Source organism: Streptomyces sp. NPDC005303, from assembly GCF_040607335.1.
Taxonomy (GTDB): domain Bacteria; phylum Actinomycetota; class Actinomycetes; order Streptomycetales; family Streptomycetaceae; genus Streptomyces.
The window spans coordinates 56,717-82,528 of the sequence record NZ_JBEXGM010000029.1 but is presented as its reverse complement, the minus strand read 5'-3'; the positions used below and the strand labels follow the sequence as shown (position 1 = coordinate 82,528).

Annotated in this window: 24 protein-coding genes and 2 pseudogenes; 10 read left to right on the top strand and 16 right to left on the bottom strand. The window is 68.8% G+C overall.

Annotated features, from left to right (window positions below):
* Nucleotides 1-12: 12 nt before the first annotated feature.
* Both ABZT93_RS31300 and glyA read right to left on the bottom strand, forming a co-directional pair.
* Entirely contained in the window at nucleotides 13-1,233 is a 1,221-nt protein-coding gene (locus tag ABZT93_RS31300) for a sarcosine oxidase subunit beta family protein (RefSeq protein WP_356111016.1), read from the bottom strand.
* Nucleotides 1,230-2,534, bottom strand: coding sequence for a serine hydroxymethyltransferase (gene glyA, locus ABZT93_RS31295; protein WP_356111015.1), 1,305 nt, complete (start codon nucleotides 2,532-2,534; stop codon nucleotides 1,230-1,232). The genes ABZT93_RS31300 and glyA overlap by 4 nt, the downstream gene beginning before the upstream one ends.
* A gap of 95 nt (nucleotides 2,535-2,629) precedes the next feature.
* Here glyA and ABZT93_RS31290 point away from each other — a divergent pair, with 95 nt between their 5' ends.
* Nucleotides 2,630-3,295, top strand: coding sequence for a GntR family transcriptional regulator (locus tag ABZT93_RS31290; RefSeq protein WP_356111014.1), 666 nt, complete (start codon nucleotides 2,630-2,632; stop codon nucleotides 3,293-3,295).
* Between the two features lie 105 nt (nucleotides 3,296-3,400).
* On the opposite strand, the gene ABZT93_RS31285 is transcribed toward ABZT93_RS31290, so the two are convergent.
* The 4 genes from ABZT93_RS31285 to ABZT93_RS31270 all read right to left on the bottom strand — a co-directional run bounded on the left by ABZT93_RS31285 (nucleotide 3,401) and on the right by ABZT93_RS31270 (nucleotide 7,269).
* Nucleotides 3,401-4,207 (bottom strand): amino acid ABC transporter ATP-binding protein, encoded by an 807-nt coding sequence (locus tag ABZT93_RS31285; protein ID WP_356111012.1) that lies wholly within the window; start codon nucleotides 4,205-4,207, stop codon nucleotides 3,401-3,403.
* A 22-nt stretch (nucleotides 4,208-4,229) separates the two neighbouring features.
* The gene (locus tag ABZT93_RS31280; RefSeq protein WP_356111010.1) at nucleotides 4,230-5,183 is read right to left on the bottom strand and encodes an amino acid ABC transporter permease; all 954 of its coding nucleotides are present in this window, start codon (nucleotides 5,181-5,183) and stop codon (nucleotides 4,230-4,232) included.
* Nucleotides 5,184-5,218: 35 nt separating this feature from the next.
* Nucleotides 5,219-6,151 (bottom strand): transporter substrate-binding domain-containing protein, encoded by a 933-nt coding sequence (locus ABZT93_RS31275; protein WP_356111008.1) that lies wholly within the window; start codon nucleotides 6,149-6,151, stop codon nucleotides 5,219-5,221.
* 449 nt (nucleotides 6,152-6,600) lie between these two features.
* Nucleotides 6,601-7,269, bottom strand: a complete 669-nt coding sequence (locus tag ABZT93_RS31270) for a GntR family transcriptional regulator (RefSeq protein ID WP_356111049.1) — start codon at nucleotides 7,267-7,269, stop codon at nucleotides 6,601-6,603.
* A 330-nt stretch (nucleotides 7,270-7,599) separates the two neighbouring features.
* Here ABZT93_RS31270 and ABZT93_RS31265 point away from each other — a divergent pair, with 330 nt between their 5' ends.
* From ABZT93_RS31265 to ABZT93_RS31240, 6 genes and pseudogenes are all read left to right on the top strand, one after another.
* Nucleotides 7,600-8,982: an MFS transporter gene (locus tag ABZT93_RS31265; RefSeq protein ID WP_356111006.1), complete on the top strand. Its 1,383-nt coding sequence runs from the start codon at nucleotides 7,600-7,602 to the stop codon at nucleotides 8,980-8,982.
* A 103-nt stretch (nucleotides 8,983-9,085) separates the two neighbouring features.
* Nucleotides 9,086-10,468: an NAD(P)/FAD-dependent oxidoreductase gene (locus ABZT93_RS31260; RefSeq protein ID WP_356111004.1), complete on the top strand. Its 1,383-nt coding sequence runs from the start codon at nucleotides 9,086-9,088 to the stop codon at nucleotides 10,466-10,468.
* Between the two features lie 52 nt (nucleotides 10,469-10,520).
* The gene (gene dapA / locus ABZT93_RS31255; protein WP_356111003.1) at nucleotides 10,521-11,420 is read left to right on the top strand and encodes a 4-hydroxy-tetrahydrodipicolinate synthase; all 900 of its coding nucleotides are present in this window, start codon (nucleotides 10,521-10,523) and stop codon (nucleotides 11,418-11,420) included.
* 17 nt (nucleotides 11,421-11,437) lie between these two features.
* Nucleotides 11,438-11,734 (top strand): annotated as a pseudogene (locus tag ABZT93_RS31250) (ornithine cyclodeaminase family protein); the annotation flags it as partial.
* The gene (locus ABZT93_RS31245) at nucleotides 11,632-12,402 is read left to right on the top strand and encodes a hypothetical protein (RefSeq protein ID WP_356111047.1); all 771 of its coding nucleotides are present in this window, start codon (nucleotides 11,632-11,634) and stop codon (nucleotides 12,400-12,402) included. The pseudogene ABZT93_RS31250 and the gene ABZT93_RS31245, both read left to right, overlap by 103 nt.
* A 71-nt stretch (nucleotides 12,403-12,473) precedes the next feature.
* Nucleotides 12,474-13,985 (top strand): aminobutyraldehyde dehydrogenase, encoded by a 1,512-nt coding sequence (locus tag ABZT93_RS31240; RefSeq protein WP_356111002.1) that lies wholly within the window; start codon nucleotides 12,474-12,476, stop codon nucleotides 13,983-13,985.
* 179 nt (nucleotides 13,986-14,164) lie between these two features.
* On the opposite strand, the gene ABZT93_RS31235 is transcribed toward ABZT93_RS31240, so the two are convergent.
* The 3 genes from ABZT93_RS31235 to ABZT93_RS31225 are packed head-to-tail and all read right to left on the bottom strand — an operon-like array spanning nucleotide 14,165 to nucleotide 15,009.
* Complete coding sequence (locus tag ABZT93_RS31235; protein WP_356111001.1) at nucleotides 14,165-14,353, bottom strand: limonene-1,2-epoxide hydrolase family protein; 189 nt, start codon at nucleotides 14,351-14,353, stop codon at nucleotides 14,165-14,167.
* On the bottom strand, nucleotides 14,350-14,553 hold the full coding sequence (locus ABZT93_RS31230) for a hypothetical protein (protein ID WP_356110999.1): 204 nt from the start codon (nucleotides 14,551-14,553) through the stop codon (nucleotides 14,350-14,352). The genes ABZT93_RS31235 and ABZT93_RS31230 overlap by 4 nt, the downstream gene beginning before the upstream one ends.
* A 54-nt stretch (nucleotides 14,554-14,607) precedes the next feature.
* Complete coding sequence (locus ABZT93_RS31225) at nucleotides 14,608-15,009, bottom strand: ester cyclase (protein ID WP_356110998.1); 402 nt, start codon at nucleotides 15,007-15,009, stop codon at nucleotides 14,608-14,610.
* A 10-nt stretch (nucleotides 15,010-15,019) separates the two neighbouring features.
* Between ABZT93_RS31225 and ABZT93_RS31220 the strand changes: the two genes are divergently transcribed.
* Nucleotides 15,020-15,343, top strand: coding sequence for a winged helix-turn-helix transcriptional regulator (locus ABZT93_RS31220; RefSeq protein WP_356110996.1), 324 nt, complete (start codon nucleotides 15,020-15,022; stop codon nucleotides 15,341-15,343).
* Nucleotides 15,344-15,692: 349 nt separating this feature from the next.
* Here the strand turns inward: ABZT93_RS31220 and ABZT93_RS31215 are convergent, their stop codons facing one another.
* From ABZT93_RS31215 to ABZT93_RS31190, 6 genes are all read right to left on the bottom strand, one after another.
* Complete coding sequence (locus ABZT93_RS31215) at nucleotides 15,693-16,646, bottom strand: ABC transporter permease (RefSeq protein WP_356110995.1); 954 nt, start codon at nucleotides 16,644-16,646, stop codon at nucleotides 15,693-15,695.
* A 257-nt stretch (nucleotides 16,647-16,903) separates the two neighbouring features.
* Complete coding sequence (locus tag ABZT93_RS31210; RefSeq protein WP_356110993.1) at nucleotides 16,904-18,094, bottom strand: XdhC/CoxI family protein; 1,191 nt, start codon at nucleotides 18,092-18,094, stop codon at nucleotides 16,904-16,906.
* A 120-nt stretch (nucleotides 18,095-18,214) separates the two neighbouring features.
* Nucleotides 18,215-20,398, bottom strand: a complete 2,184-nt coding sequence (locus ABZT93_RS31205; RefSeq protein WP_356110991.1) for a xanthine dehydrogenase family protein molybdopterin-binding subunit — start codon at nucleotides 20,396-20,398, stop codon at nucleotides 18,215-18,217.
* Between the two features lie 115 nt (nucleotides 20,399-20,513).
* Nucleotides 20,514-21,509: a xanthine dehydrogenase family protein subunit M gene (locus ABZT93_RS31200; protein ID WP_356110990.1), complete on the bottom strand. Its 996-nt coding sequence runs from the start codon at nucleotides 21,507-21,509 to the stop codon at nucleotides 20,514-20,516.
* The gene (locus ABZT93_RS31195; protein WP_356110988.1) at nucleotides 21,506-21,991 is read right to left on the bottom strand and encodes a 2Fe-2S iron-sulfur cluster-binding protein; all 486 of its coding nucleotides are present in this window, start codon (nucleotides 21,989-21,991) and stop codon (nucleotides 21,506-21,508) included. The genes ABZT93_RS31200 and ABZT93_RS31195 overlap by 4 nt, the downstream gene beginning before the upstream one ends.
* Before the next feature lie 145 nt (nucleotides 21,992-22,136).
* Complete coding sequence (locus tag ABZT93_RS31190) at nucleotides 22,137-23,225, bottom strand: alkene reductase (RefSeq protein ID WP_356110986.1); 1,089 nt, start codon at nucleotides 23,223-23,225, stop codon at nucleotides 22,137-22,139.
* Between the two features lie 222 nt (nucleotides 23,226-23,447).
* Between ABZT93_RS31190 and ABZT93_RS31185 the strand changes: the two genes are divergently transcribed.
* Nucleotides 23,448-24,071 (top strand): TetR family transcriptional regulator, encoded by a 624-nt coding sequence (locus ABZT93_RS31185; protein WP_356110984.1) that lies wholly within the window; start codon nucleotides 23,448-23,450, stop codon nucleotides 24,069-24,071.
* 745 nt (nucleotides 24,072-24,816) lie between these two features.
* Nucleotides 24,817-25,251, top strand: coding sequence for a VOC family protein (locus ABZT93_RS31180; RefSeq protein ID WP_356110983.1), 435 nt, complete (start codon nucleotides 24,817-24,819; stop codon nucleotides 25,249-25,251).
* Nucleotides 25,252-25,306: 55 nt separating this feature from the next.
* On the opposite strand, the pseudogene ABZT93_RS31175 reads toward ABZT93_RS31180, so the two are convergent.
* Nucleotides 25,307-25,700 (bottom strand): annotated as a pseudogene (locus ABZT93_RS31175) (ATP-binding protein); the annotation flags it as partial.
* Nucleotides 25,701-25,812: the final 112 nt, after the last annotated feature.

Below are 25,812 nucleotides of genomic sequence, written 5' to 3'. Positions count from 1 at the left end.
AGCCTCAGTGCTTCAGTGGGCCACGGCTGCTGCGCCGTGTTCGTCGATCAGTGCGCCCGTCGTGAAGCGGTCGAGGGCGAAGGGGGCGTTCAGGGGATGCGGTTCGCCTGTGGCGATGGTGTGCGCGAAGGTCCATCCGGCCGCCGGGGTGGCCTTGAAACCGCCGGTTCCCCAGCCGCAGTTGACGTAGAGGTTCTCGACGGGCGTGCTGCCGATGATCGGCGAGGCGTCCGGGGTGACGTCGACGATGCCGCCCCAGGTGCGCAGCACATGTGCCCGCGCGAAGACCGGGAACAGCTCGACTGCGGCGGCCATCTGCTGCTCGATCACATGGAACGAGCCGCGCTGGCCGTAGCCGTTGTACGAGTCGACGCCCGCGCCCATCACCAGCTCGCCCTTGTGGGCCTGGGAGACGTAGACGTGCACATGGTTCGACATGACGACGGTCGGGTGCACCGGCTCATGCAGTTCGGAGACCAGGGCCTGCAGGGGGTGGGACTGCACCGGCAGCCGTACGCCCGCCCGCTCGGCCAGCACGCTGCTGTGTCCGGCGGCCGCGAGACCGACCCGGCCGGCGTGGATGCGGCCGCGGTTGGTGTCGACGCCCACCACCCGGTCGCCGTCCTTGAGGAAGCCGGTGACCTCGCAGCCCTGGATCAGGTCCACGCCCAGCTCGTCCGCGCGGCGGGCCAGCGCCCAGGCCACGTGGTCGTGCTTGGCGATGCCGGCCCGGGGCTGGAAGGTGGCGCCGAGCACCGGGTACCGGGTGCGGGAGGAGACGTTGAGGATGGGGCAGACCTTGGCGACCTCGTCCGGCTCCAGCCACTCGGCGTCGACCCCGTTGAGCCGGTTGGCGTTGACTCGGCGTACGCCCTCGCGGACGTCCTGGAGGGTGTGCGCGAGGTTGAGGACTCCGCGCTGGCTGAACAGGAAGTCGTAGTCCAGCTCCTCCGGGAGCCGCTCCCACAGCTTCAACGCGTGCTCGTAGATCGCCGCGCTCTCGTCCCACAGGTAGTTGGAGCGGATGATCGTGGTGTTGCGGGCCATGTTGCCGCCCGCGAGCCAGCCCTTCTCCAGGACGGCCACGTTGGTGATGCCGTGGTTCTTGGCGAGGTAGTAGGCGGTGGCCAGCCCGTGCCCGCCCGCGCCGACGATGACGACGTCGTACGACCGCTTGGGGTCGGGGTTGCGCCAGAGGAAGTCCGGGTGCTCCGGCAGCGGTTCCGCGGTCATGCCGGGCCTCCGTCGAGGTGGGGGTAGAGGGGGAAGGCGGTGGCGAGTTTCTCGACCCGGGCGCGCAGTTCGTCGTCGGGCCGTTCGCCCTTCAGGGTCTCGGCGATGATGTCGGCGACCTCGCGGAACTCCGTCGCGCCGAAGCCGCGGGTGGCCAGGGCAGGGGTTCCGATCCGCAGGCCCGAGGAGACCATCGGCGGGCGGGGGTCGAAGGGCACGGCGTTGCGGTTGACGGTGATGCCGACGCGGTGCAGCCGGTCCTCGGCCTGCTTCCCGTCGAGCTCGGAGTTCCTCAAGTCGACCAGGACCAGGTGGACTTCGGTGCCGCCGGTGAGGACGGTGATCCCGGTCTCGGCGACGTCGTCGGCCAGCAGCCGGCCGGCGAGGATCTTGGCGCCCCGCAGCGTGCGCCGCTGGCGTTCCTTGAACTCCTCGCCCGCCGCCACCTTGAAGGCCACCGCCTTCGCCGCGATCACGTGCTCCAACGGGCCGCCCTGCTGGCCGGGGAAGACCGCCGAGTTGATCTTCTTGGCCAGGTCGGCGCGGCTGAGGATGACACCGCCGCGCGGGCCGCCGAGGGTCTTGTGCGTGGTCGTGGTGACGACGTCGGCGTAAGGCACCGGGCTCGGGTGCATGCCCGCGGCCACGAGCCCCGCGAAGTGCGCCATGTCCACCAGCAGATACGCGCCCACCGCGTCGGCGATCCGGCGGAACTCGGCGAAGTCCAGCTGCCTGGGGTAGGCCGACCAGCCCGCGACGATCATCTTCGGCCGATGGGCGAGAGCGAGCTGTTCGACCTCGTCCATGTCGACGCGCAGGTCGGACTCGCGTACGTGGTACGGGACGACGTCGTACAGCTTGCCCGAGTAGTTGAGGCGCATGCCGTGGGTCAGGTGCCCGCCGTGCGCCAGGTCGAGGCCGAGGATCGTGTCACCAGGCTTGAGCAGGGCGAACATGGCTGCCGCGTTGGCCTGGGCGCCCGAGTGCGGCTGGACGTTGGCGGCCTCGGCACCGAAGAGCTCCTTCACCCGGGCGATGGCCAACTGCTCGATGACGTCGACGTGTTCGCAGCCGCCGTAGTAGCGGCGCCCCGGGTAACCCTCGGCGTACTTGTTGGTCAGGACCGAGCCCTGGGCCTCCATCACGGCGGCCAGCGCGAAGTTCTCCGAGGCGATCATCTCGAGGGTGGACTGCTGGCGGCGCAGCTCGGCGGCCACGGCGTCGGCGACGTCCGGGTCGAGTTCGCGGAGGGGGAGGGAGAGCGGCGAGGGGGGCGTGGTGAGCGACGTTTGCGTTGCCATCTGTGCACCGTCCTGGTAACTGACTAGTGAGCAACTGATATATCAAGCTCTGCGGTAAGGTATGGGAGCTTGCCGGACAGGTCAAGGGGGCACTTATGCAGCAGACGGCGCTCGAGCCCGTCGAGGAGGAGCTGACCCTCGCCGAGCGCGCCTACCGGGCCATTCGTGACCGGCTGGTCATGCTGGAGATCCGGCCCGGCGCGCCGATCAACGAGGATCAGCTAGGACAGTCCCTCGGCGTCGGACGCACACCCGTACGTGAGGCGCTCAAGCGGCTCCAGTACGAGCGGCTGATCTCGACGTACCCCCGCCGCGGCACGTTCGCCACCGAGGTCAACATCACCGACCTGGCCCACATCTCCGAGGTCCGCCAGGAACTGGAACCCCTGGCCGCGGCGCAGGCCGCGCGACGCGCCACGGCCACCGACCGGGCGAAGCTGACGGCCCTGCGGCGGGAGCTCGAAACCGCCGGGACTCCCGGGCGGGACTCCACCGCGCTCATGCACTTGGACCTCCAGGTCCACCGCGCCATCTACACCGCCACGCACAACCCGTATCTGGAGGACACCCTCGTCCGCCACGACAACCTCGCCACCCGCATCTGGTGTCTCTTCGTCGACCGGCTCGCCGACATGGCCGGCCATGTCGAGGAGCACGGACCCCTGATCGACGCCATCGTCACCGGTGACGCCGGCAAGGCCGCACGACTCGCCCGCAGCCACGTCGAGGACTTCGAACAGGCCATCCGCGACGCCATCTGAGCATCAGCGATCACCGCGCGGCGCCCGGTCTCCGCATCCGCCGAGGACTGTGGCGCCGCATACCGTCGACGGCGCCGGCCGGCCACGGAACAGGCTGGCGCGAGGTCACAGGATGCTGTTGATGAAGGTGCGCGTGGACTCATGGACGGGTGCGTCGATCACCTGGGACGGCGGGCCCTTCTCGACCAGTCGGCCCTCGGACATGAAGACCACCTCGTCGGCGACACCGCGAGCGAAGCCGATCTCATGGGTGACCACGATCATCGTCATACCGCTGGTCGCCAGCCGCTTCATGACGCTCAGGACCTCACCGACCAACTCGGGGTCCAGGGCCGAGGTCGGCTCGTCGAACAGCATGACGCCGGGCTTCATGACCAGCGCCCGGGCGATCGCCACGCGCTGCTGCTGGCCGCCGGACAGGGTGCTCGGGTAGACGTCGGCCTTGTGGGCCATGCCCACCTCATCGAGTGCCCGCAGCGCGTCACGCACGGCCTCGGCCTTGTCCACGCCCTTGACCCGGCGCGGCGCCTCGATGAGGTTCTCCATGACCGTCATGTGCGGGAAGAGGTTGTAGGACTGGAAGACCATGCCGGTTCTGGTGCGCTGCTTCGCGATGGCCGACGGCGGCAGTTCGTGCAGCTTGCCGCCCTTGAGGCGGTAGCCGATCACCTCGCCCTCCACGATGACGCTGCCTCTCGACGGGCGTTCGAGGTGGTTGACACATCGCAGCATGGTGCTCTTGCCCGAGCCGGATCGGCCGAGGATGACGACCACCTGGCCACGGCGCACCTCCAGGTCGACGCCCTTGAGGACCTCGACCGGGCCGAAGCTCTTGTGGAGGTCGATGATCCGGACGATGGGGTCTGCCGTCGAGGCGTCGGTACTGCCGGGCGCGGGGGTTGTTGCGCTCATCAGGTGTTCACCGGTCCTTTCGTCACGCCGGAGTCGGGTTGTCGTTCGACCGGGACCGCTGCGAGAGCCGAGGGCCGAACGACCTGAGCTTCGCCAGGCCGCCCGGCCGGAGCGGGCCGACCTGCACGCCGCGCCCGTAGTGACGCTCGATGTGACTCTGGGCGTAGGACAGGACTGTGGTGCACAGCAGGTACCAGAGAGAGATCACGACGAGCAGCGGGATCGTGCGGAAGTTCTGCGAGTAGATCAGCTGCGCCGAGTACAGAAGGTCGGCGAGAGCGATGATGCTCACCAGCGAGGTGTGCTTCAGCATGCCGATGACCTGATTGCCGGTGGGCGGGACGATGACTCTCAGGGCCTGGGGCAGGACCACCCTGCGGAAGGTCAGCCACCGGTTCATGCCGAGCGCGACGGCCGCCTCCGTCTGGTGCCTGGGCACCGAGAGCAGCCCGCCACGGACGATCTCGGCCATGTAGGCCGACTCGTTGAGGGTCAGGCCGATGATGGCGACGGCCCACAGACTCAGCACGCTGTTGGTGGCCGCGCCGGCGATCTCAGGACCGCCGAACGGCACGCTGAGCGACAACCGGGGGTACAGGGCGGAGAGGTTGAACCAGAAGATCAGCTGGACGAGGAGCGGTGTGCCCCGGAAGAACCACAGGTAGGCGCCTGACAGGTAGGAGAGGACCCGGTTCTCCGACATCCGGCAGGCGGCCAGGACGATGCCGAGGATGATGCCCAGCGTCATGGCCACTGCGGTGAGGAGCAGTGTGGTGCCGAGACCCTTCATGATCTCGTGGTTGAACAGATACTCCCGGACGACGGGCCATTCGAAGTTGTCGTTGGTGAGCACGGAGTAGCCCAGGCTCGCCGCGGCCAGGAGAACGAGCAGGGCGGCGAGGCGCCGTCCGGGGTACCGCATCGGCACGAGTTCCGTGGGCGGGGTGGCTGACGGGTCCACACGGGTGGGGTCCATGACGGTAGCTGCTTTCATCGGAGGTCTCTCGTCGATCAGCCGGTGGCGGACGGAAGGATCTCGGCCTTCGTGATCAGGCCCTTTCCGGCGTTGAACTCGTCGAGGATCTTCTGCAGCTCACCGTTCCCGATCAGGTGGTCCGTGGCCGCCTGAATCGCCTTGGCGAACTTCGCCGTGTCACTGTTGCGCCCCAGCACCAGGCCGGTCTTGTACTTCGGGGCCCACGGCAGGTCGATCAGCGAGAACTGGTTCTTGGCCTGGCTCATCACATAGGCGATCTGGCTCGCGCTGCTCACCGCCGCCTCGACCCGGCCCCCGCGCAGAGCGAGGTTGACGTTGGCCTGGGAGTCGAAGGTCTTGACAGAGATCGGATCCTTGCCGGCGGCCTTGCACTTGCTCACCAGCCCTGAGGCCAACTTCGCCTCGGCGGAACCGAGCAGCGCGGCCACCGTGTGGCCGCAGAGGTCCGTCTCACTGGCGGCACTGCTGATCTTGCTGCCGACGGGCACCATGAGGGCGTCGCTCGACTCGTGGTTGGTCACGAACGTGACGGTCTCCGTGCGCTCGGCCGTCGCGTAGATCTCCCCGGTCGCGCCGTCATAACGGCCCGCCTGCAGACCGGCGATGATGCCGTTGAACGGGACGATCTTGACCTTGACCTTCAGACCCATGACCGCGGCGATCCGGTTCACGTTCTCGACGTCCCAGCCGGTGGGCGTCGCGCCGTTGGCGGGCTCGATCACCGCGGGCGGGTAGGTGGCGGCGGCGATCGTCAAGGCCCCCTTGTCGGCGATCGACTTCGGGACCATCGCGGCGATCGAGTCGACCTTCTTCGTCCCGCCCCCCGACGCGGCGGTCGACGAACTCGCGTCGGCGGACGAACCGCACGCGGCCGTCGAACCGACCAGGGCAACGGAACCGAAAATCGCCCCGAAGCGGACCAGACGTGAATCGCGAAGACGCTTCATGACTCTCCCTGTGGCTGAAATACCCGGGTGCATTAATCACGACATAGGCCCTGTTTCGGATGAGGTAGGGCGCGGTGATGGCAGGTAACTTCGCACCTTCATGGAGGTCTGACAAGATGTGATCACAGATCTTTTTTGCATCGTTGTCTGCGAAACCTGCTCCGACCTGGGAAATCTCGCCGGTGAGGAATTTTCAGGAGCGAGCGGAGGGCCGATCGCGACGATCAAGGCGCCGAAACGGGCGGGCAGGCGCATGGCGGCCCGCCTCGATCACTTACGGTCCGTCCATGTCGCGCAATTCGTAGCAAATGGGCAACCGGCCCGTAACCGGTGGGGCTGAAAATGGGCCACACATGCATGGCGCCGCTCGGGGCCGGGTGATCGCGTCGGCGCCGAAGTCCCTCGGCTGTGACTCGGGGACCGGAGCGTTGTGCCGTCCGGTGAGGCGTCTACCGCGAAACCAGCTGCGCCTTGATCCGGTCGGTGGCGTTGGCCAGCGACTCGTTGTTGATGGTGGCCGCCGCCTCGGCGTCACGCGCGTGGGCGGCCGTGAGCAGTTGCTCCTGGTATCGCCAGAGCGAGTCGTCGCCGGGTGTGTCGAGGGACGCCCGGGCTCCGACGATCTTGTAGGCGCGGCAGTGCTGCCAGAGGGTGCGAATGGTGTTCAACAGAACGGGGTTGCCGGATGCCTCGTAGAGAATCGCGAGCAGAGCCTCGTCGTGGTCGAGGTACGGGACCACGGCGCCCTCGTCGATCGCGCGGCGCATCAGCTCGAACTCCTCACGCATGCGCCCGACCTCGGCCTCGCCGATCTGCGCGGCGCCCCGGCGCGCTGCCTCGACCTCCAGGATCTGGCGCGTGTCGTAGATGTGGAGCAGTTCGGTGGGGTCCTGGCCCTTCACCACCGAGCCCCGGTGCGGAACGCGTTCGGCGAAGCCGGCCTCCTCAAGGCGCCGGATGGCCTCGCGTACCGGCATCACGCTGGTTCCGACCTCGGCAGCGAGATCACGGATGCGCAGGCGGTAGCCGGCCGGATACTCGCCGCTGGTGATCGCCTCGTGCAGCACCGCGTACACCCGGTCGGTGAGAGAGAGCGACGGCTCGACACGTTTGGACATACGCACGACTGAATCATAAACAGCCTGGTCGGTGGCAGAGGTTGGGCGAATGCTCACGTCAGCGGCGCCGCGCGACTGTCAACAGCCTTCGGTGACTCCATCTGAATTTCATTCCGACCCATTGTGTGATCTGTGATCACATCCTAAGGTGGCGGGCACCACCCAGGCGAGCTGCCCAGGCACGCGTGGCGACTTCCCCCGCCCGGTCGACCGGCTTGCACCGGGGCATCAGGGCCGGGCGTCTGCCACGAATCCTCAAGACATCAACACCGACGTGGCCCGGACCTGCCCCTGTAAGGGCATGCCCGGGAAGCGCTCCCGGAGGCTGTGATGACCGTGAACTCAGGACCGAACTCAGGAAATCGACTGGATGACGCGCCCCTGTCGCGCTTCCACAAGAAGCTCGCGCTGTACTCCTCCGGGGGCCCGTTCCTCGACGGCTACGTCCTGAGCATCATCGGCGTCGCCATGGTGCAGATCTCCGACCAGCAGCACCTGTCCGACTCCGCGCAGGGTCTCATCGGCGCGTCCGCGCTCATCGGCATCTTCCTCGGCGCGTTCGTGGGCGGCCGGCTCACCGACCGTTTCGGCCGCCAGCTCCTCTACACCATCGACCTGATCGCCATCGTCGTCTGCTCCCTCGCGCAGTTCTGGGCCGACGATCCGGTGTGGCTGTTCGTGCTGCGGCTGCTGATCGGCGTGGCGGTCGGCGCGGACTACCCCATCGCCACCTCGCTGCTGGCCGAGTTCACCCCGCGCCGCTTCCGCGGTCCGCTGCTGGGCGGCCTGGTCGTCATGTGGTTCGTCGGCGCGGCCGCGGCATACATCGTCGGCGAGATCATGCTGTCCTCGCTCGGCGACGACGCCTGGCGGTGGATGCTCGCCAGCGCCGCCCTGCCGGCGACGATCATCGTCCTCCTGCGCCACGGCACTCCCGAGTCCCCGCGCTGGCTGGCCAACAAGGGCCGCACCGAAGAGGCCGAGGTCGTCCTGAAGAAGGTCTACGGCCCCGACGTGACCATCGCCGACCTGTCGGACGAGGCGGAAGAGCGCGAGAACGTCGACCTCAGGGCGATACTGCGCTCCGGCTACGGCGGACGGATGCTCTACATCTCGGTCTTCTGGACCTGTTCCATCGTGCCGCTGTTCGCCATCTACGCCTTCGGCCCCAAGATCCTCGACGCACTCCGGCTCAAGGGCGGGCTCGCCAACATCGGCGAGGCCATGATCACCGTGATGTTCCTCATCGGCTGTGTCGTCGCCCTGTTCTGTGTGAACCGCCTGGGCCGACGCCCCCTGGTCATCCACAGCTTCGTCTGGTCGGGCCTGGCCCTGCTGCTCCTCGGGATCCTCCCGGACGCGCCGTCCGGCGTGATCATGACTTTGTTCGCCCTGTACGCCATCATCATCGGCGGCACCCAGATCCTGCAGTGGGTCTACCCCAACGAACTCTTCCCCACCGAGGTACGTGGCTCCGCCGTCGGCCTGGCCTCGTCCGCCAGCCGTATCGGCGCAGCCGTCGGCACCTACCTCGTCCCCATGGCCCTGACCGGCTGGGGAGTCGGCGGCACCATGCTCGCGGCCGCCGCCATCAACGCCGTCGGCGTCGTCGTCTCCGTCGCGTGGGCGCCCGAGACCCGCGGCATGGCCCTCCACGAGGCCGCCGCGCTGGCACCCCGGACCCGACCCGCGGTCCGCCCCGCGAACATCTGACCGGCCGACCGGGCCCCACCTGGTGGAGGTCCGACGGCCCTGGCCGCACGACCAGGACCTTCGTGCACGCATTCCTCACCCGTGAACCCGCAGGAGGGTACCGATGAAAGATGTAGTGATCGTGGGAGGTGGCATCGCGGGCCTGTCCGCGGGCTGGCGACTGCGGCACTGGGACACGCTCCTGCTCGAGTCGGAGGGACGGGTCGGCGGACGTATCCGATCGGAGCGCCGCGGACCGTACTGGCTCAACTGGGGCGGACATGTGTACGCCGGCGGGGACTCGGCGACGTCATGGCTGCTGAACAACACCGGCGTCGACTCGGTACCGGTGCCCGGTTCGCTGGCCGGACTGTCGATGAACGGCAAGCTGCTGCTCAAGGGCCGGGTGGAGAGCTATCCGTTCCGCATCCCGATGCCGATGTCGGCACGGGTGGGCATGGTCAAGGCGGGCGCCAAGGTCGCCCTGCACGTGGCCCGCTACGCCCGCATCGTGCAGCTGCGCAAGGGCGAGACCGAGGCCCAACGCCAGCAGCGGGTCTACGACTTCATGAACGACCGCTCCTTCAAGGACTTCATCGGCGACCTGCCCGAGGACGCCGAGGCCCTGTTCAAGCCCACCGTGACCCGCTCCGCCGCCGACATCGACCAGCTCTCCGCCGGCGCGGGCGTGGGTTACTTCAGCCTGGTGTGGAACATCGGCGCCGGCCTCTCGCAGAGCATCCTCGGCGGGCCGTCCACCCTCACCGAGAGCATCGCCGCGGCACTGGGTGACCGGGTGCGGCTGAACGCGAGCGTCGAAGAGATCGTCCAGAAGAACGGCTCGGTCGTCGTCCGTTACCGGCAGGACGGCGTCGAGCAGGAGGTCGAGGCCCGCTGCGTGGTCCTGGCCACCCCGGCGACCGTCACCCACCGGATCGCCGTCGACCTCGACCCCGCCGTCCGCGAAACCCTGTCGAAGATCGTCTACGGCCCCTACGTGAGCGCGGCGTTCCTCAGCGACGAATCCGAACGCCAGGTCTGGGACGACGCCTACGGCATCGCGACGCCGAAACGCTCCTTCAATGTCGCGCTGAACATGTCGAACGTCGTGCACGGGTACGAGCGGGAACGCACCCCCGGCAGCAGCATCATGACCTTCTCGCCGGGCAGCCTGGCCCGGGAACTGCTGGAGCACGACGACGACAAGATCCGCCGGATCTACCTGGACGACCTGGACCAGGTGCTGCCCGGCTTCGCCGACAAGGTCGTCGAGGCGGAGATCCAGCGCTGGCCCACCGGTGCGCCGTACTGCTTCCCCGGCCGCGGCAAGCTGCAGCAGACGCTGACCCGTCGCACCGGCCGCGTCCTCCTGGCCGGTGACTACCTCGGCACCCTCTACACCGAGACCGCGATCCAGAGCGGTCTGTCCGCCGCGCACGAAGCGCGCAGCCTGCTAGCCACCGAACGGCAGACCGCAGGCCGTGACCTGACCCCGATGGCTTCGTAAGTTCACCCCCGCCTGTTCACCATGCGCAGCTTCCCCCCGAGGAGATTCCACAATGTCGTCACAGCTCAGCGGTGTCCTGACCGCCCTCGCCACACCGTTCGCGCCGGACGGGGAGATCGACGAGAAGACGCTGCGCCGCCTGGTCGACCGCAGCATCGACGGCGGAGTCGACGGAGTCGTCGCCTGTGGATCCACCGGTGAGTTCGCGGCCATGAGTGGCGCGGAGCGGCGGCACCTCGTCGAGACCGTCATCGACCAGACGGCCGGACGCGTGCCGGTCGTCGCGCAGACCGGTGCGCTGAGCACCAGGGAGGCGGTCGAACTCTCCCGCCATGCCGAGGCCGCCGGAGCTTCGGTGCTGATGGTGGTCGCCCCGTACTACGAGCCGCTCACGCTCGAAGAGACCCTGCGCTACCTGCGCACGGTGGCCGACGCGGTCGACATCCCGATCATGCTCTACAACCTGCCCGGGGCCACCGGCGTCAATCTCTCGCCGGACACCGTCGGACAGCTCGCCCGTGAGGTCGAGAACATCCAATACATCAAGGACACCAGCGCCGACATGGCTCAGGCCGGGCAGCTGATCCACCGCCATGGCGACGTCATCTCCACCTTCGTCGGCTGGGACAGCCTCCTCCTCACAGCGATCTCCGAGGGCGCGGCCGGCGTCATGGCGGGGACCGCGAACGTGATGCCGGCCGAACTCGTCTCCATCCACCGGGCGTTGCGCTCCGGCGACCTCGACCGCGCGCGGGCCGAGTGGGCGCGGATCTACCCGCTGATGGACGCGATCATGTCCGCCCCTTTCATCCCGGCGGTCAAGGCCGCCCTGGACGCGGTCGGGTTCCCGGTCGGAGGCCCGCGTGAGCCGGTGCTCGGACTCGACGCCGCCACCACCGCCACGATCTCCTCCCTCGTCCAGACGCTCTCTCAGCCGTCTGAGTCCCACTGACCAAGGGTGCGGCTGCCGTGAGAATCCTCGACGAGCGGGACGTCCGTTCCGTGTTCGACATCGATACCGCGATCGCCTCGCAGCGGGCGGCGTTCCTCTCCCTTGCGCGAGGCGAGGCGTGGCAGCCCGAGAAGATCCTGGGCGGCCACGCCGGTGATCCCGACACGGTCTTCTGCTACGCCTCCCGCCTCGACGGCACCAGCGGACCCGTCTGCAAGTTCGGGAGCGTCACCCCCGGGAACGCGGGTGCGGGTCGGTCGACCATCCATGCCGTGGTCGCCGTGCTCGACCCGCACACCGGCGTCCCGCCGGCGTTCATGGACGGCACCGCGCTCACCACACTGCGCACGGCCGCCGCGAGCGCGGTCGCCGTCGAGGCGCCAGGAAGGAGGCTGGCCGCCTTCTCGTCCTGGGGTCCGGCGTCAAGGGGCAGGCGCACGTCGTGGCCCTGCAAGCCACCAGGCCCTACGCCTGGACCGGCATGTGGTCGCCGCGTCCCTCCTCGCTCCACGCGTCGGTCGACCGTCTCCGGGAGCGGGGATTCGACGTCGAGGCGGTGCCCTCCCTCGACGAGGCGATCGCCACGGCGGACGTCGTCGTCTGCGCCACCCTGGCCACCGAACCGCTCTTCTCCGCACGCTCCCTCTCTCCCGGCACCACCGTCGTCAGGATCGGTTCCTTCGACCGGCACCGCTGCGAGATCGGCTCCGACGTCCTCGACGCCAGTCACCGCGTCGTGGTCGATCACGAACCGACCGCCCGGCAGAACTGCGGGCCACTGCTTGCCGCCAGTGCGCGAGCCGAGAGGGCGGAGCCGGTCGTCGTCGAACGCGGCCATGTCCTGACCGGCGACGTCGGCGGCCGTGACAGCGACGACGACGCGGTGACGTACCTCAGCGCCGGCCTCGGCGTCCAGGACGCGGCGGCCGCGTGGAGCGTCTACCAGCGGGCCGAAGCACACGACATCGGCCGCGGCCTCTGACCCACCCAGCCCGGCGCCGCCCGTTCGCAATCCAGCTGTTCCACACGACCATTCTCAGGGAGTCACTGATCATGACCACTTCCACCGGCCCCACGACCGCCACCGTTCGACGCGCGGCGGACGCACCCCCTCTGATCACCACGGCCGACCTTCCTCCGGCCCGGCATTTCGTCGACGGGAAGTTCCTCGACGGATCGCCCGAGCGTCTCATCGACGTCGTCGACCCGAGCACGGAGAACGTCATCGCCCAGGTCCCCGAGGGCACCGCCGAGGACGTCGACCGAGCGGTCGCCGCCGCCGTTGAGGCCAAGGACCAGTGGGGACGGCTGGTCCCCAAGGCCCGCTCGGAGGTGCTGCACGCCATCGCCGACCGGGTGGCCGAGAACGCCGAGCTGCTCGCCAGGCTGGAGTCGGCGAACACCGGAAAGCCGTTCGCGGTGTCGCGGGACGACATAGGCATGACCGTCGACACCTTCCGCTTCATGGCCGGTGCGGTGCGGGCGACCACCTCCCTGGCCGCCGGTGACTACGCCGAGGACCATCTGTCGGTCATCCTGCGGGAACCGCTCGGTGTGATCGGCGTGGTCACGCCGTGGAACTACCCGCTCCTCATGGCGGCCTGGAAGATCGCACCCATTCTCGCCGCCGGCAACACCCTGGTCCTCAAGCCGTCCGAGCAGACTCCGCTGACCACCCTGAAGTTCGCCGAACTCGTCGCCGATCTCCTGCCGCCCGGCGTTCTCAACGTTGTCAATGGGTACGGCCCGGTGGTCGGTGCCCGGCTCGCCGAGCACCCGGACGTGAACATGATCGCCCTGACCGGATCGGTGCCCAGCGGTCGAGCCGTCGCCCGGGCCGCCGCCGACTCCCTCAAGCGGGTGCACCTCGAACTCGGCGGCAAGGCCCCGGTCGTGATCTTCCAGGACGCCGATCTCGCGGCTGCCGCGTCGTCCCTGCGTGTCGCGAGCTTCTGGAACTCCGGCCAGGAGTGCGGGGCCGCCTGCCGCGTCCTGGTCCACGAATCGGTCGCCGAGCAGTTCGTCGAGCAGCTCGTCGGCGAGGTCGGAGCCCTGGTCGTCGGTGAACCGAGCGCCGGCGACGACGTCGAGGTCGGCCCCATGGTCTCGAAGGCCCACTTCGAGCGTGTCACCGGGTACTTGGCGCGAGCCAAGAGCGAAGGCCTACGTGTGGCTGTGGGAGGCGGGGCCCTCGACGGGCCCGGTTACTTCGTGGCCCCGACGGTGCTGGTCGACGTACCCGAGGGGGCCGAAGCCGCCCGCGAGGAGATCTTCGGCCCCGTGGTCACGGTCGAGACCTTCAGCGACGAGGACGAAGCGGTACGGCGGGCCAACGACGTCCCCCTCGGTCTGTCGGCTTCGGTGTGGACCGAGAACGCCCGCCGCAGTCACGACGTCGCCGCCCGCCTCGACTTCGGAACCGTCTGGGTCAACTCCCATCTCGTGCTGGCCGGCGAAGTCCCCTGGGGCGGGTTCAAGGGATCCGGCTACGGCCGGGACCTGTCGATCTACGCGCTCGACGACTACTCGCGAACCAAGCACGTCATGCACAACCACGGGCGCTGACCGCGTCGTTCTCCTGGAGGTGCGGGGTGACCCTGACCGCCCGCTGATGACCCCGTTCGTGCGCCCCCAGCGCGTGGATCCGTTCGATCGTGGCCGGTGCCGACCGCGTCACGGGACCGGCCCTTCGATGGTGGGCGAGCGCGGTGGGCGTCGTAGCCCGACGGACGACCGAGGGATGTCTAGCGCTTGATCTCGGCGAGCTGCCGCTTCATTTCGGTCGGATCGAAGTAGTCGCGCCAGACTGTGATCATGCCGTCCTCGACAGTGATCGTTTCCATGACCGGCAGCGAGACCACCCTGCCACTGGAGTGATGGAAGTCATCGACTCGCTCGTTGAGTACGACGTTGCCGACGGCCGCGATGTTCACGATCTTCCAGTCCGCTCGGAAGTCCGTACCCATCCCGAAATCGAGATGGAACCCCGGACGTTGTGGCGGCCTGTGATGTCCGGATACGGCACATTGTCGTAGAGCACGTCGTCGGAGAGCATGGCCAGGGCCTCCTCGACGCGGTTGGCGTTCCAGTGCGCGATGAACGTCTCAGCGATCTCGGTCGGGGTTGCGGACATGGCTTGTCTCCTTTCGTGTGGGATTAGCGAGAGCGTCCATCTGATCCTCTGTCGTCATGCCGGCTGAGCGGGGGCGGCACTGATCTGCTGGGTCAGCTTGAGCAGTTCCTCGACGTGGTAGATCTCGGTGATCTTGCCGTCGACGATGCGCATGATGTCCTGGCCGTCGATGTCGACCGGGTTGCCGCTGGCGGCGAACCCGAAGGCGTCTCCGGTGTGGGTCGCGGTCATCCGCCAGCGGAGGACCACCCAGCCCCCGGGAAGCTCCTCCTGGAACAGGATCCGGTGCTGTGTGCCGGTGAATCCGTCGCGCACCGCGGCGATCGACGCGCGCATGCCGTCGATGCCCGAGACGGCTTCGGTGACGGGGTTGTGGTCGATCACGTTCGGGGCGAACACCTCGTCCGCCCCGGCGACGTTGCCCGTGTCGTAGAGCTCTAGCTCACGCGCGGCCACCCGCAACGCGGTGCTTGTCGCCGAGCGCACCATCTCGCTCGCGGTGTTGTTCGTACTGACGGTGCTGGACGGGACTTGGGCGACGCTGATCGTGCGGGAACTGCTGACCGGCCCGAAACGCTTCACCGAGTTGCGCGTCGCGCTACCGGGGATCAGCCCGAAGACCCTGTCCTCACGGCTACAGCGATTCGTACTCACCGGGCTGGTCACCCGCACCGCCTACCCGGAGATCCCGCCCCGAGTGGAGTACGAGCTCACCGAGGCAGGCGCACGACTTCAGGTCGTCTTCGACGCCATGGCCGCCTGGGCCGAACAAGACCTTCCCCGCAACTGAGCTCGGTGAACGCGGTGCCGCTGTCGAGCGCCTGGAATTCGGAGTGCTCCGTGGCGGTGTGCGGGGGCTCGGCGAGGGCGTCCACCACCCTGCGCGGGTCGGCAACCGGTCATGCGGGCCGCTGTGATGACGTGGGGACTCCGGCGGCGTGCCTTCTGAAGCGCCGCGCCTCGCTGGCGGCAGGTGACTTCATTCCAGGTCATGCGCCGGCGGTGGGGAGCGTCGGGGCCGGGTGGTTTCGGGGTGGGTGTACGTCTCCCACTCGCCGCGCACCACAGCAACCTCGTCCGCGGTCACACCCTCCCCCCAGCCCTACTGGTGTCAGTCGATCTGTACGATTCCCCGTTCGTCAGGCTTGTCGGGCTGTCGTCGTGGGACGCCGCGCTGGGACGTCCCGCCAGAAGACGAGACCGGCGCAGAGCACGGTCCACCCGGCCAGAATGGCGATGCCCTGCACGAGGCCGTCGTTGTCGAAGTGGGACAGGCCCTGGATGGCGCGCACTCCGACACCCACCGGAAGAATCTCCGACAGCGGGCGCAGCCAGCCGGGCAGGTAGGCGGCCGGCAGGGTGCCGCCGCTCGTGCTGTTGCCCAGGGTGAGCAGGATTACGGAGGCCAACGGCAAGCCGGCCCGGCCGAACAGCCGCATGATCGCCATCGTCGCACTGCCGACCGCGGCGCCCATCAGAGCGACGAGGCCCGCAATCCCGAGGAAGGGACCGGGCAGAGCACCGAAGCCGAGACTTCCCGTCAGCAGGGCCACGATCACGCCCCCGAGCACGCTGAAGGAGGCGAGGCTCGTCATGCGCCGGCGGAACTCCAGGCGGGGAGCCATCTGATAGGTCATCATGCCGAACAGGAAGCCGGCCAGGACGAGGCCGAAGGCAGCGTAGAACACCGACATGCTGCGGGTGTCCCCGTCCGCCGCGGGCACGACGTCCTCCTCGGCGAGCGTGTGCCCGCTTGTTCTGGCGACCGCTGAGAAAGCACTGCTGACCGTGGAGGTGACCGACGGCCCGTTGGCACCGGCATACAGCAGCTTGGCCGGGCCGTCAGTGCCTGTCACGTATGCGGCGTACACCGTGCGGTCCTGCACGGCGTGACGGGCGGTGCTCTCGTCGGCATACCGCTTCACTTCGAAGCCGCCCGGTATGCCGCGCTCCAGACCGTCGGCTGTCTGCCGGGTCTGCTGTGCGGTGCCGACGACGGCCACCGGCAGGTCGTGCGGCTCGGGTGCGTGGAAAGCCGCGAGGTACACGCTGACGAAGATGGAGCCGATGACTAGCACGACGACAACGGGCATCAGCACACCCTTCAGCCCGTCGGCGGGGCGCTGCGGCGGAGCTGTGTCCAGGACGTGATCATGATGCTTTGAGTGTGCCGTTGACGGCAGTGGCGTTGATGGGGTGGACACGGGGCCTCTTCGTTCGATGTGGGGCTCAACGAGGCGTACGAGGGGGTCGCCGCCAGTGATGTGCGCTGCCGGTTCGTGATCGACACCGCAACCTTCTGAGATCGGCCGTGCGAACGAGAGTCCTGGCGGATGTTCCGACAGGGCCCTCAGACGGACAGCGCACCGGCAGATGCGACCCCTGGCGTCAGGGCGGGGGAGGTGTTCCCGTTGACCTGGAGGTCGGTTCGGTCGTGGTGGATCGGTATGTGCGAACCGCTCAGCGGGAGACCTGTTCCGCCGTGGCGGGCGGCGACGATCTCGGCGGCGATGGACAGGGCGGTCTCCTCGGGTGTGCGGGCGCCGAGGTCGAGGCCGATGGGTGAGTGCAGGCGGGTCAGTTCGGCGTCGGTGAGGCCGATTTCGCGGAGTCTGCGGTCGCGGTCTTCGTGGGTGCGGCGGGAGCCCATCGCGCCGATGTAGGCGGCCGGCAGCCGCAGGGCCGTCTCCAGCAGGGGTACGTCGAACCTGGCGTCGTGGGTGAGCACGCACACCATCGTGCGCTCGTCGGTTCGGGTACGGCGCAGGTAGCGGTGTGGCCAGTCGACCACGATGTCGTCGGCCTCGGGAAAGCGCGTCCGGGTGGCGAAGACGGGTCGGGCGTCGCACACGGTGACGTGGTAGCCGAGGAACTTGCCCGCGCGTACCAGGGCCGCGGCGAAGTCGATGGCGCCGAATACGAGCATGCGGGGCGGCGGCACGCTCGACTCGACGAGCACGGTCAGGTCCGGCTCGCAGTGGGACCCGTCCTGCGCGATGTCGAAGGTGCCGGTGCGGCCCGCGTGCAGCAGGGAGCGGGTTTCCTCGACGATGGCGCGGTCCAGGTCCGGGCGTCCGCCGAGTCCGCCTTCGTAGGATCCGTCGGGACGGACCGCCAGCGCCCGGCCGAGGAGTTCTGCCGGGCCTCGGACCACGCGGGCGAGTGCCGTCGCCTCGCCCCGGGCGGCGGCCGACAGCGCCGTCTGGAATGTCTTCCTGCCGGGCGCGTCGGCGGGTATGGGTGTGACCAGAATGTCGAGGACGCCGCCGCAGGTCAGTCCTACGGCGAAGGCGTCCTCGTCGCTGTAGCCGAACCGCTCGCGCACCGCCTGGCCTTCCTTGAGCGCCTGGGTACACAGGTCGTAGACCGCGCCCTCCACGCAGCCGCCGGAGACCGAGCCGATGGCGGTGCCGTGGGCGTCTACGGCGAGCGCGGCGCCCGGCCCTCGCGGTGCGCTGCCGCTGACGGCCACGACTGTGGCGACGGCGAAGTCGCGTCCTTCCTCGATCCACCGGTTCAGCTCGTCCGCGATGTCCAGCATGGCGTTTCTTTCCTGTAGTGGTCGGATGGTGCGGATCTGCCGGGAGGCGGCTCAGTCCCTCGTCGCGCCGCAGGCGCCCGAACGGGCACGGCGCGACGAGGGCTTTTGACCGCCGGCGCTTCAGAGCAGTTTGTCCAGCGTGATCGGCAGGTCCCGCACCCGCTTGCCGGTCGCGTGGTACACGGCGTTCGCCACGGCCGCACCGACACCCACGATGCCCACCTCGCCCGCGCCGAGGATGCCGAGGGGCGTGTTCGGATCCGGGTGGTCGAGGAAGGACACGTCGATCGGCGGGACATCCGCGTGCACGGGGACGTGGTATTCGGCCAGGCTGGGGTTCATGATCCGTCCGGTGCGCGGGTCGAAGAGGGTCTCCTCGGCCATCGCCAGGCCCAGGCCCATCACGATGCCGCCGCGCACCTGGCTGGCCGCCGTCTTCGCATTGATCACCCTGCCGATGTCGAACACCCCGACCCAGCGCGACACCCGCGTCTCACCGGTCTCCGCATCCACGCGCACCTCGCAGAACTGCACACCGGAGGCAGCCTTGATCAACCGTTGGGCCCCGAGCAGGAATCCCGGGAGGAACCGTGCCCGTCCGGCGATGCGGCCGAGCCGCGTCTCGGATCCGATCTTGGCTTCGACGTGCGGCACCTTCGCGCGCCGGAGAATCTCCTCGTGGCTGTCGCCGCCGGTCTTGCGGGCCATGGACTTCAGCGTCTGCTTCAGCTCCTCGCACGCCTGCATCACACTGGCGGCGGTGCTCGCGGTCTGGACAGAGGAAGCGGCGGCCGGCCCCATCGGCAGATCGGAATCGCCGTACTCCACACGCACGGCGTCGAACGGCACACCCAGTGCGTCGGCCGTGATCTGGGCCTGGGCCGTGGCCGCGCCCATGCCCATCTCGTGGAAGGCGCAGCGCACCAGGACGCTTCCGTCGGCCGACAGACGGACCATGACGTTGACCGGCATCATCAACGCCGGGTGGAACGCCGTGGCCACGCCCGTCCCGACCAGCCACCGCCCCTCGCGCGTCGAACGAGGTTCGGGGTTGCGCTCATGCCAGCCGAACCGCTCCGCGCCCAGCGCGTACAGCTCTGGCAGCTTGCGGTGGGAGAACTTCTTCTTGCCGTCGATCGGGTCGACCGCGGTGTCATTGCCCAGGCGCAGCTCGATCGGGTCCATACCCAGCTCATAGGCCAGTTCGTCGATCGCGGACTCCAGCGCGAAGGTGCCGATCGCCTCGCCCGGCGCCCGCATGAAGGTGCTGGGCAGCAGGTCGAGCTGGACACGGTCATGCCGCGCGAGGATGTTCTCGGCCGCGTACAGATGCTGGGACGCAGAGGTGACCTGCTCGAAAGTACCGCCGATCTCGCTGGCGCGGGTGACGCTGGTATGCAGCAGCGAGGTCAGCCTGCAGTCACGGTCCGCTCCCAGCGCGACCCGCTGGATGGACGGGGTGCGTCCGCCCACCGTGCGGTAGACCGCCTCCCGCGACAGCACCAGCCGCACCGGCCTCTTGGTCGCCCGGGCCGCCAGCACCGCGAGAATGGTGCCGGGCCACATCGAGACCTTGCCGCCGAAAGCGCCGCCGACGAAAGGCGCCAGCACCCGTACGTTCGCCCTGGGCACGGAGAACCGCAGCGCGAGGTGGGTGCGGAGCCAGTCGATCGACTGCGTCGCGTCGTGAACGGTCAGCCGGTCGCCGTCCCAGACGGCGGTGGTGGCGTGCAGCTCCAGCGCGTTTTGGCTGTGCGGTGGGGTGGTGTACCGCAGGTCCAGCGACACCTGCGCGGTAGCCAGCGCCGCCTCCGCATCACCCCTGGTTGCTCCCCGGGGGAAGAACGAGTCGTTCGGCTGCGGCTGTGCGTCTTGTTCGGCCCCCTCGAAGTCCACCGAGGACTTGGTGACGGTGTACTCGGCGCGCACCAGCGCGGCTGCCTCCCGGGCGGCGGCGGAGGTCTCCGCGACGACCACCGCGATCGGCTGCCCCTCCCAGTGCACCTCGTCGCTCTGCAAGTAGTTCACCGAACTCCCGGAGAACAAACCGGCGAAGTTGAATGTTCCGGGCTTGTGCGCCGGTTTCATGGGAGGCGCGTTGAGGTGGGTGAGGACGGCGATCACGCCCGGCACCGCGCTCGCCTCGTCGGTGTGCAGGGCGGTGACCCGGCCGCGGCTGATGGTGGCGTGCACGAGTACGGCGTGCGTGAGGCCGGGATAGGAATGCTCGGCGGCGAACTTCGCCGCACCCGTCGTCTTGACCCCGCCGTCGACACGGTCGAGCGGTTGTCCGATCGTCGTCATGCCGCCCTGCCTTCCTCAGTACGGCCCGGGCGCACATCACGCGGAGGCCGCGCGGGCCGGGCAGGGATGGTTGTCACACTGACCGGGCGTGAACCGGTTGCCTTTGACCTCGACATCAGGCCGCGCTCCCGTCGGTCAGCAGCTGCCGCAGGGTGGCCACGATCGTGCGCTGCGCGAGCTCGATCTTGAAGGCGTTCTGCGGCCCGCCCACTGCGGCGGCGAGTTCGGCTTCCGCCGCCTGACGGAAGGCTTCCTCGGTCGCCGGCCGGCCGAGGAGCGCGCGTTCGGCTTGGGTGGCACGCCACGGTTTGGTGCCGACGCCTCCGAGTGCGAGGCGGACCTCGGCGACCCGGCCGTCCTCGACGGCCAGCGCGGCGGCGACGGAGACCAGGGCGAAGGCGTAGGACGCGCGGTCGCGGACCTTGCGGTAGCGCGAGTTCGCCGCCACCGGAACCGGCGGCAGCTCGACGGCCGTGATCAGCTCGTCGGCGGCCAGCACCGTCTCGATGTGCGGCGTGTCGCCGGGCAGCGTGTGGAAGTCGGCGACCGGGATACGCCGCACGCCGCGCACACTCTCCACCTCGACGACCGCGTCGAGCAGCACCAGCGCCACCGCCATGTCCGAGGGATGCGTCGCGTTGCAGTGCTCGCTCGCTCCCAGCACCGCACTGCCCCGGGAGAATCCGCCGATCGCGTCACAACCACTGCCGGGCGCGCGTTTGTTGCACGCCGAGGTCTCGTCGTAGAAGTACATGCAGCGGGTGCGCTGCAGCAGGTTCCCGCCCACCGTCGCCATGTTCCGCAACTGGGCGGACGCCCCCAGCAGGACCGCCTGCGCCAGCACCGGATAGCGGGTCCTGACCAGGGGGTCGGCCGCGAGCTGGCTGTTGCTCACCAGCGCCCCGACACGCAGGCTGCCGTCGGGGAGTTCCTCGATCCCGGTCAGCGGCAGGCGGGTGATGTCCACGACCGTCGCCGGATGCTCGATGCCCTCGCGCATGAGGTCGACGAGGTTCGTCCCGCCCGCCAGGAACTTCACGTCCTCGTGGTCCGCGATCGTGCGCAGCGCCGTGGCCGTGTCCGGGGCGCTGAGGTAGGAGAACGACTTCACTTCGCGACCTCCTTGATCGCCGAGACGATGCCGTTGTAGGCGCCGCAGCGGCACAGGTTGCCGCTCATCCGTTCCCGGATCTCCGCGTCGTCCAGCTCCCCGCCACGGTCGGCGAGATGCTCGGTCGCCGCGCTGGGCGCGCCGTCCTTGTACTCGGCGAGCATGCCGATCGCCGAACAGATCTGCCCCGGCGTGCAGTAGCCGCACTGAAAACCGTCCGTGCGGACGAACGCCGCCTGCAGCGGGTGGTCGACCCCTTCGATGGTCGTGATTTCACGGCCCTGGTACTGCACCGCCAGCGCGAGGCAGGCGTTGATCCGCCGGCCGTCGACCAGCACCGTGCAGGCACCGCACGCGCCTTGGTCGCAGCCCTTCTTGGTACCGGTCAGACCCAGATACTCCCGCAGCGCATCGAGCAGGCTCACCTGCGGCGCGACGTCCAGTCTTCGGGCGGACCCGTTGATCCGCAGCTCGATCTCCACCGTGTCATTCCTCCGGTTCACCCGAGGGCTCGTTCTCTTGAGGGGGGCGCCATCAGGCACCGGGCTGGATTGGAAGGACTCTGGCCTGCGGCCTGGACACCGCGTTCTGCCTCGTCATGCTCGCGAATGGTGATCTTTGTTCAGGTCATGCGCTGTCGGCGTGCAGCGCCGGGTAGTCGGTGTAGCCGTGGTGGTCGCCGCCGTAGAAGGTGGCCGGGTCGGGGGTGTTGTAGGGGCCGTCGGTGGCGAGGCGAGCCGGCAGGTCGGGGTTGGCCAGGAAGAGCGCGCCGAAGGCGATGATGTCGGCGGTGCCGTCCTCGATGAGGGTGAGAGCGTCGGGGCCGGTGGTCTCGGGGTGGGTGAAGGGGTTGAGGATGAAGGCGGTGGGCCAGTCCTTGCGCAGCCGGCTGGTCAGGTCGCGGTCCGGGCTTTCGAGCAGGTGCAGGTAGGCGAGGTCCAGCCGGGCGAGTCCGGCGGTCAGGGTGGTGTAGGTCTCCAGCACGTCGGCCGGGTCGGTTTCGGCGATGTCGTTGTAGGGGTTGCCGGGGGAGATGCGGAAGCCGGTGCGGTGGCCGCCGATCGCCTCCGCGACGGCTGTGGCGACCTCGATGCCGAAGCGGACCCGGTCCGCGGGCCCTCCTCCCCAACTGTCGGTGCGCAGATTGGTGTTGGGGGCGAGGAACTGGTGGATCAGGTAGCCGTTCGCCCCGTGGATCTCCACGCCGTCGAAGCCTGCGGTGATCGCGTTGCGCGAGGCGTCGGCGTAGTCGGCGATCGTCTGGGTGATGTCGCCGGGGGTCAGTTCCTTCGGTGTGACGTAGTCCTGGGGGCCCTGGTAGGTGAACACCTGGCCCGCCGCCGCGACGGCGGAGGGGGCGACGGGGATGAGTCCGTCGGGCAGCAGGCTGGGGTGGCTGATCCGGCCGGTGTGCATCAGCTGCGCGAAGATCGTGCCGCCCTGGGCGTGGACGGCGTCGGTCACCTTCCGCCAGGCGTCGACCTGTGCCGCGGAGTGCAGGCCGGGGGTGTTGGTGTAGCCCTGGCCGACGACCGACGGCTGGATGCCCTCGGTGATGATCAGGCCGGCACTCGCGCGCTGGGCGTAATAGGTGGCCATCAGTTCCGTCGCCGTGGCCGCGGAGGCGTCGGCGCGGCTGCGGGTCATCGGCGCCATCGCGATGCGGTTGGCCAGCGCCTTGCCGCTCAGGTCGATCGGGTCGAACGCGGTAGTCATAGCAGCTTCCTTGGATGAATGGGTCGGGTGAAGGAGGCCGGCGGCAGCCTGGCGGGTGCCGGTTCGCAGCACTTCGTTCGCGAAGCCTCCGTTGAGAGACCCTACATCCATGTGAGACTAAGTCTCAAGATGATTTGTCGTCCGAATGTGGTGGTGCTGGTGAGATGCTGCTCTCATTCGAGACTGAGTATCAGTTTGAGTCGTGAAGGTAGTATTGCTCGCATGACTGACTCCGCCGACACCGCCAAGCGCACCCCTCCGAAGCCGCCCGGTCTGCGTGAACGCATGCGGGCAACTGTCCGGGCGGAAGTCACCGAAGTGGCGCTCCGGCTCTTCACTGATCAGGGCTTCGACCAGACGACCGCGGACCAGATCGCCGCTGAAGCGGGACTGTCGCGCGCCAGCCTGTTCCGGTACTTCGGGACAAAGGAAGACATCGTGCTGAGCGGGCTGGAGGGCGATGGCCAGCAGGTCACGGAAGCGCTCGCCGCCCGCCCCGACGTGGAGCGGCCCTGGGTGGCGCTGCGCCGGGCCTTCGATGTCCTGGTGCGGGTGAACGGGGAAGCACCCGAGCGGGCGCTGATCTTTCTGCGCCTGCTGCAGCAGACGCCGTCACTGCGCGCCCGGCACTTCGAGAAGCAGTTGAAGTGGCAGGAACAGATGGTGCCGGAGATCGCCAGGCGACTGGACGCCAGTCCTGGCCGGCCGGAGGATCCCAGGCCGACCGCGCTCGTCGCAGCCGCCCTCGGCTGCCTGGACGCGGCCGCGAGAGGGTGGGTGGCCTGCGAGGGCACTGTTCCCCTCGCTGTCCTGCTCGATCGGGCCATGGGCGCACTGGCGGAGTAATCGCCCGCCAAGGCCCGCGAGCCGCCGGCTGTTCAGTAACAGTGGCCCGGTGCTTGGGAGTTCAGGCGAAGAGGCAGCCGATAATCAGGAAGAGATCGTCCAGTTCAGCGACAACTCATCCGGCGTCGGCGAAGAGTCCGCCTCAACGCGACTCTCCTGGGACGCTCAAAAGGGGGGACGGCGAGCAAGGCCCATCCGGCAGCGACCGCAAGTGCCGCCCGCTGGCGTTCGCGCTGATCGCGGGCCAGGCCGCGGACAGTCCGCGGTTCATCCCGGTGCCCAAGAAGTAACGGGTCCGCGGCCCCGGCGGCTGCCCCCGTAGGCGGCCGGAGTCGGTCACCGGGGCAAGGCCTACTTCTCCCGCAGCAACTGAGCCCACCTGCGCACGGACGCCGACCTCTGCAAAGAGAGGAACACCGTCTAGCGGGGGAAGGGGCCAGGACGGGAGCGTGAAACGCATCGGATCCGGACCGGACGGCGGGCCCCCGACAGGCTCGACGGACCGCAGGATCTCGACCCGTGTTCGATCCGGGACCGTCGGATTCTCCGATTCGCGGTGGACGACGGAGACGGCAGTGGCTCGGTCGGCAGACAACGTCCGGGCTGAGCAAAGCTGCGGCCGACAGCTCTCGTAGGGCTGTCGGCGGCAGCGAGTCTGGCAGTGTCCGGCCAGCCATGGGGTATCAGCGGCCGTCCCTGCTCTGCGTCAGCTGCGATTGTCAGAGGTGCGCATTACGGTCCTGCTATGGCAGCCAGAATCGATCTGACCCTTGATTGCGCAGACGCGAAACTCCTCGCCGCGTTCTGGAAAACGGCCCTGGGGTATGTAGACGAGCCGCCGCCTGCTCCCTTCGCAACCCGCGAGGAGTGGCTCGCGCAGTTCGACCTTCCGGAGGACGAATCCGAGGACGACGGTGCGTGGCTCTGCGATCCTGACGGAGCCGGTCCCCGGCTCTGCATCCTCAAGGTCCCCGAGGCGAAGACCGCGAAGAACCGACTCCACATCGACGTCCGGGTGCCGGGACACGGCAGCTCCGGCGAGCGGTGGGCACGAATCAGGACGGAGTCCGAGCGGCTGGTGGAGGCGGGCGGGGTCGTCCTGGAGGAGTTCGAGGGGCACCATGTGGTGATGGCCGACCCCGAGGGCAATGAGTTCTGCGTTGCCGCGGCCTCGGCTTGAGGCTCCGCCCGGTGGCGGCTCTGAGCGGCCACCGGGCGGCCGGGCCAATGTGCGCGTTGAAGGTGACCCGGTCCACGATCGCTGCGCAGAGCCGGGGGTAGATGAAGGTCTGCGTCCATTCCGAGAACGGGGCGTTGGAGGCGACAGCGATCGCCCGTCGTTCCTCCCGTTCGGTGAACACCTGGAACAGCAGCTTCGCGCCGGTCTTGTCCAGGTCGAGATACCCGAACTCGTCCAGGCAGCAGATCAATGCGCCCGTAGCGGGCGAGGGTCCGGCCGAGTTTCTTCTCGTCCGCGGCCTCGGCGAGCTCGTTCACGAGGTTGGCCGTGGTCGTGTAGCGGACCCGCAGGCCCGCCTCGGCGATCGCGGTACCGATCCCGATCCCGATCCGCAGGTGGTTACCGGTGCCGGAGTCGCCGATCAGGCAGAGCGGCAGACCGGCCTTCACCCCGCCGCCCTGGAGAGCCGCTCCGATGTGCTCACACGTGCCGCAACTTCGCCGAAGGGTTCCTCCGCCTGGATCTCGCCTCGCCCCTCGACCAGGTGCAGTCCGTACCCCT

What these genes read in the sequence shown, in the direction of transcription:
- ABZT93_RS31300 (WP_356111016.1), bottom strand. Translation starts at nt 1,233, where the DNA reads ATGACCGCGGAACCGCTGCCGGAGCACCCGGACTTCCTCTGGCGCAAC.
- glyA (WP_356111015.1), bottom strand. Translation starts at nt 2,534, where the DNA reads ATGGCAACGCAAACGTCGCTCACCACGCCCCCCTCGCCGCTCTCCCTC.
- ABZT93_RS31290 (WP_356111014.1), top strand. Translation starts at nt 2,630, where the DNA reads ATGCAGCAGACGGCGCTCGAGCCCGTCGAGGAGGAGCTGACCCTCGCC.
- ABZT93_RS31285 (WP_356111012.1), bottom strand. Translation starts at nt 4,207, where the DNA reads ATGAGCGCAACAACCCCCGCGCCCGGCAGTACCGACGCCTCGACGGCA.
- ABZT93_RS31280 (WP_356111010.1), bottom strand. Translation starts at nt 5,183, where the DNA reads ATGGACCCCACCCGTGTGGACCCGTCAGCCACCCCGCCCACGGAACTC.
- ABZT93_RS31275 (WP_356111008.1), bottom strand. Translation starts at nt 6,151, where the DNA reads ATGAAGCGTCTTCGCGATTCACGTCTGGTCCGCTTCGGGGCGATTTTC.
- ABZT93_RS31270 (WP_356111049.1), bottom strand. Translation starts at nt 7,269, where the DNA reads ATGTCCAAACGTGTCGAGCCGTCGCTCTCTCTCACCGACCGGGTGTAC.
- ABZT93_RS31265 (WP_356111006.1), top strand. Translation starts at nt 7,600, where the DNA reads ATGACCGTGAACTCAGGACCGAACTCAGGAAATCGACTGGATGACGCG.
- ABZT93_RS31260 (WP_356111004.1), top strand. Translation starts at nt 9,086, where the DNA reads ATGAAAGATGTAGTGATCGTGGGAGGTGGCATCGCGGGCCTGTCCGCG.
- dapA (WP_356111003.1), top strand. Translation starts at nt 10,521, where the DNA reads ATGTCGTCACAGCTCAGCGGTGTCCTGACCGCCCTCGCCACACCGTTC.
- ABZT93_RS31240 (WP_356111002.1), top strand. Translation starts at nt 12,474, where the DNA reads ATGACCACTTCCACCGGCCCCACGACCGCCACCGTTCGACGCGCGGCG.
- ABZT93_RS31230 (WP_356110999.1), bottom strand. Translation starts at nt 14,553, where the DNA reads ATGTCCGCAACCCCGACCGAGATCGCTGAGACGTTCATCGCGCACTGG.
- ABZT93_RS31215 (WP_356110995.1), bottom strand. Translation starts at nt 16,646, where the DNA reads ATGCCCGTTGTCGTCGTGCTAGTCATCGGCTCCATCTTCGTCAGCGTG.
- ABZT93_RS31210 (WP_356110993.1), bottom strand. Translation starts at nt 18,094, where the DNA reads ATGCTGGACATCGCGGACGAGCTGAACCGGTGGATCGAGGAAGGACGC.
- ABZT93_RS31205 (WP_356110991.1), bottom strand. Translation starts at nt 20,398, where the DNA reads ATGACGACGATCGGACAACCGCTCGACCGTGTCGACGGCGGGGTCAAG.
- ABZT93_RS31190 (WP_356110986.1), bottom strand. Translation starts at nt 23,225, where the DNA reads ATGACTACCGCGTTCGACCCGATCGACCTGAGCGGCAAGGCGCTGGCC.
- ABZT93_RS31185 (WP_356110984.1), top strand. Translation starts at nt 23,448, where the DNA reads ATGACTGACTCCGCCGACACCGCCAAGCGCACCCCTCCGAAGCCGCCC.
- ABZT93_RS31180 (WP_356110983.1), top strand. Translation starts at nt 24,817, where the DNA reads ATGGCAGCCAGAATCGATCTGACCCTTGATTGCGCAGACGCGAAACTC.